The sequence below is a fragment of the Bartonella sp. AA89HNZF genome, from assembly GCF_042196905.1.
GTDB lineage: Bacteria > Pseudomonadota > Alphaproteobacteria > Rhizobiales > Rhizobiaceae > Bartonella.
Genome location: NZ_JBHIRD010000146.1, coordinates 1 through 526, shown reverse-complemented (window position 1 = coordinate 526; position 526 = coordinate 1). Strand labels below are relative to the sequence as shown.

The 526-nt window shown below is 37.1% G+C and carries 1 pseudogene; it reads left to right on the top strand.

Annotated elements, in window-relative coordinates:
* Nucleotides 1-526: pseudogene (locus ACFIN0_RS10205) on the top strand (hypothetical protein); the annotation flags it as partial.

Here is a 526-nt window from a genome sequence, read left to right as displayed (position 1 = left end):
AGAAGATTTCTAATGATATTAATCTTACAAGTGCTGCTGCAGTTCTTTATGATAAAGAAAACGATACCGTTAATTATGGTAGCGTAACTTTAGGTGGGATGGATAATCAAGTCCCTGTTGCTCTCCATAATGTTAAAGATGGCATAATTGCGCAAGGATCGCATGATGCAATCAATGGGAACCAAATTAATAAAATATCTGGAGATATAGCAAATTATTTTGGTGGTGGTGCCTCATTTGAAAATGGTGCCTTTAAAGGACCAAACTATAGTTTATCTGTTATTGTTGAAGATGGTCAGGTGGCAAAAGCTAATTATCATGATGTTGGCTCAGCTTTGAGTGGGCTTGATGCAAATGTGAAGAGTGTAAATAGTCATCTCACGAATGTGGTCAATAATTTTACACAACAAATCAATGATATTACACAAGAAGTCAAAGGGGATGCGTTGTTGTGGAGTAATGATGAGCAGGCATTTGTGGCACAGCATGGAGAGGGAAAAGCCAATAGCAAAATTAAATTTCTTGC